At 69.9% G+C, this 2,425-nt stretch carries 3 protein-coding genes; all 3 read left to right on the top strand.

The annotated features are described in order from the left end of the window. Positions 1–1,089 (top strand): mannitol dehydrogenase family protein (locus AC1D15_RS27095; protein WP_477828444.1); only part of this gene is annotated, 1,089 nt, incomplete at its 5' end. Then, positions 1,082–1,882, top strand: coding sequence for an L-iditol 2-dehydrogenase (locus tag AC1D15_RS27090; protein ID WP_477828443.1), 801 nt, complete (start codon positions 1,082–1,084; stop codon positions 1,880–1,882). The genes AC1D15_RS27095 and AC1D15_RS27090, both read left to right, overlap by 8 nt. Positions 1,883–1,901: 19 nt before the next feature. Beyond that, the coding region (locus AC1D15_RS27085; protein WP_477828442.1) for a cupin domain-containing protein at positions 1,902–2,425 on the top strand (524 nt) is incomplete at its 3' end.

Raw genomic sequence — 2,425 nt, 5'->3', positions numbered from 1 at the left:
ATCTCGTTCACCGTCACCGAGGCCGGCTACTACCTCGACGACCAGAACCGGCTCGACGACAGCTTCGCCGACCTGGCCAGCGACCTGGCGGGCAAGACCCGCAGCACGATCTACGGCGCGATGGCCGCGATCCTCGACGCGCGCCGCACGCGCAACGCCGGCCCGGTGACGCTGCTGAACTGCGACAACCTGCGCGGCAACGGCGAGCGCTTCCGCGCCGGCTTCCTCGATTTCCTCGCGCGCCGCCAGCAGGCCGCGCTGCACGCCTGGGTCGAGCAGAACACCAGCTCGCCGAACGACATGGTCGACCGCATCACGCCGCGCCCGCTGCCCGACATCGCGGGGCGCGTGAAGGCCGCGACCGGCGTCGACGACGGCGCGCCGGTGATGGGCGAGCGCTTCATCCAGTGGGTCATCGAGGACCACTTCATCAACGGCCGCCCGGCCTGGGAGAAGGCCGGCGCCGAGATGGTGGCCTCGGTGCTGCCGTACGAGGAGGCGAAGATCCGCATCCTGAACGCGAGCCACAGCTGCTTCGCCTGGGCCGGCACCCTGCTCGGCTACCAGTACATCCACGAGGACGTGGCGCACCCGGCGATCCGCCAGATGGCGTTCGACTACGTGACGAACGACGTGATCCCGTCGCTGGAGGCGTCGCAGAAACCGTATCCGCTCGACCTCGCCGCGTACCGCGACGTCGTGATCGACCGCTTCAGCAACCCGTACCTGCAGGACACCAACCAGCGCGTCGCGATGGACGGCTACGCGAAGATCGCCGGTTTCCTGTGGCCGACCTTCCGCGAGTGCCTGGCCCGTGGTGCGTCGATCGCGTCGGTCGCGAAGCTGCCGGCGCTGTTCTTCGAGTTCCTCGGCCGCTGGCACCGCGGCGAGCTGAGCTACACGTACCACGACCAGGGCATGGACGTGGCGGCGGCGCATGCGATCTTCGAGAGCGCCGATCCGCTGGCCGCGTTCAGCCGCGATCCGGTGCTGTGGGGGCCGCTCGCCGGCGATGCGCGGCTGGTGGCCGCGCTGCAGCGGGCGCATGCTGAGGTCAAACAGTTCCTGAAGGAGAACGGCCATGGCTGACTACCCCGCGACGCAACGCCTCGCGGATTGCCACGCGCTGCTGACCGGTGCCGGCGGCGGCATCGGCCTGGCGGTGACGCGGGCCTTCCTGCGCGAAGGCGCGCGCTGCACCGCGGTCGACCTGCCCGCCACGCCGGCGCCCGAGCTGCAGGCGCTGGTCGACCAGCACCCGGGCCGCGTCCAGTACCTGAGCGGCAACGTCGCGCGCAGCGACGACATCGCCCGCTTCGTGGCCGGCGCCGAAGAACGCCTCGGGCCGCTGACAACGCTGTTCAACAACGCCGCGGTGTTCGACCTGGCGCCGCTGCTCGATTCGGACGAGGCGATGTACCAGCGCCTCTTCGACGTCAACGTGAAGGGCATGTTCTTCACGATGCAGGCGGTGCTGCGCCGCATGGTCGCGGGCGGCGTGCGCGGCAGCATCATCAACCTCGCGTCGCAGGCCGGGCGCCGCGGCGAGGCGCTGGTGTCGCACTACTGCGCCAGCAAGGCGGCGGTGATCAGCTACACGCAGTCGGCGGMGCTCGCGATGGCGCCGCACGGCATCCGCGTCAACGGCATCGCGCCGGGCGTGGTCGACACGCCGATGTGGGGGCAGGTCGACGCCCTCTTCGCGCGCCACGAGCACCTGCAGCCGGGCGAGAAGAAGATCGCGGTCGGCAAGGCGGTGCCGCTGGGCCGCATGGGCGTGCCGGACGACATCGCCGGCGCCGCGGTCTTCCTGGCCAGTGGAGAATCGGCGTACATCACCGCGCAGACGCTGAACGTCGACGGTGGCAACGTGATGAGTTGATGACTTTCTTGAAGCCGCGATGAACACCCACCGGACCCGCAGCCCCGAACTCGAGCACGACTTCGTGCGCGACACCAAGCTCGGCTACGAGCCGGAGGGCACCTACGGCTACGTGCGCTGCCTGGAGCATGGCGTGCCGAACCCGCTGGTGCGCTGGCACTACCACGAGGAATACGAGCTGCACCTGATCATCGAGACGCGCGGCAAGGTGTTCGTCGGTGACTACATCGGGCATTTCGAGCCGGGGCACCTGGTGCTGACCGGGCCGCGGCTGCCGCACAACTGGATCTCCACCGACATCCCGGCCGAGGGCGTGCCGCTGCGTGACGTGGTGCTGCAGTTCTCCGACGAGCCGCTGCGCCGCGCGACCGACCTGATCCCCGACCTGCGCGACGTGCTGCCGCTGCTGGAGCGGGCGCGCCACGGCATCGAGTTCTTCGGCATGAGCGACCGGGCGCGCGAGCGGCTGGTGCGCATCCGCAGCCTGCACGGGCTGAAGCGTTTCACCGAGTTCCTGGAGTTCCTCGGCGAGCTGTCGGACTG

Source organism: Rhizobacter sp. P2_H2 (assembly GCF_056403375.1).
Note: the sequence above shows the minus strand (reverse complement) of the source record. Positions and strands in the feature narration are given on the sequence as shown.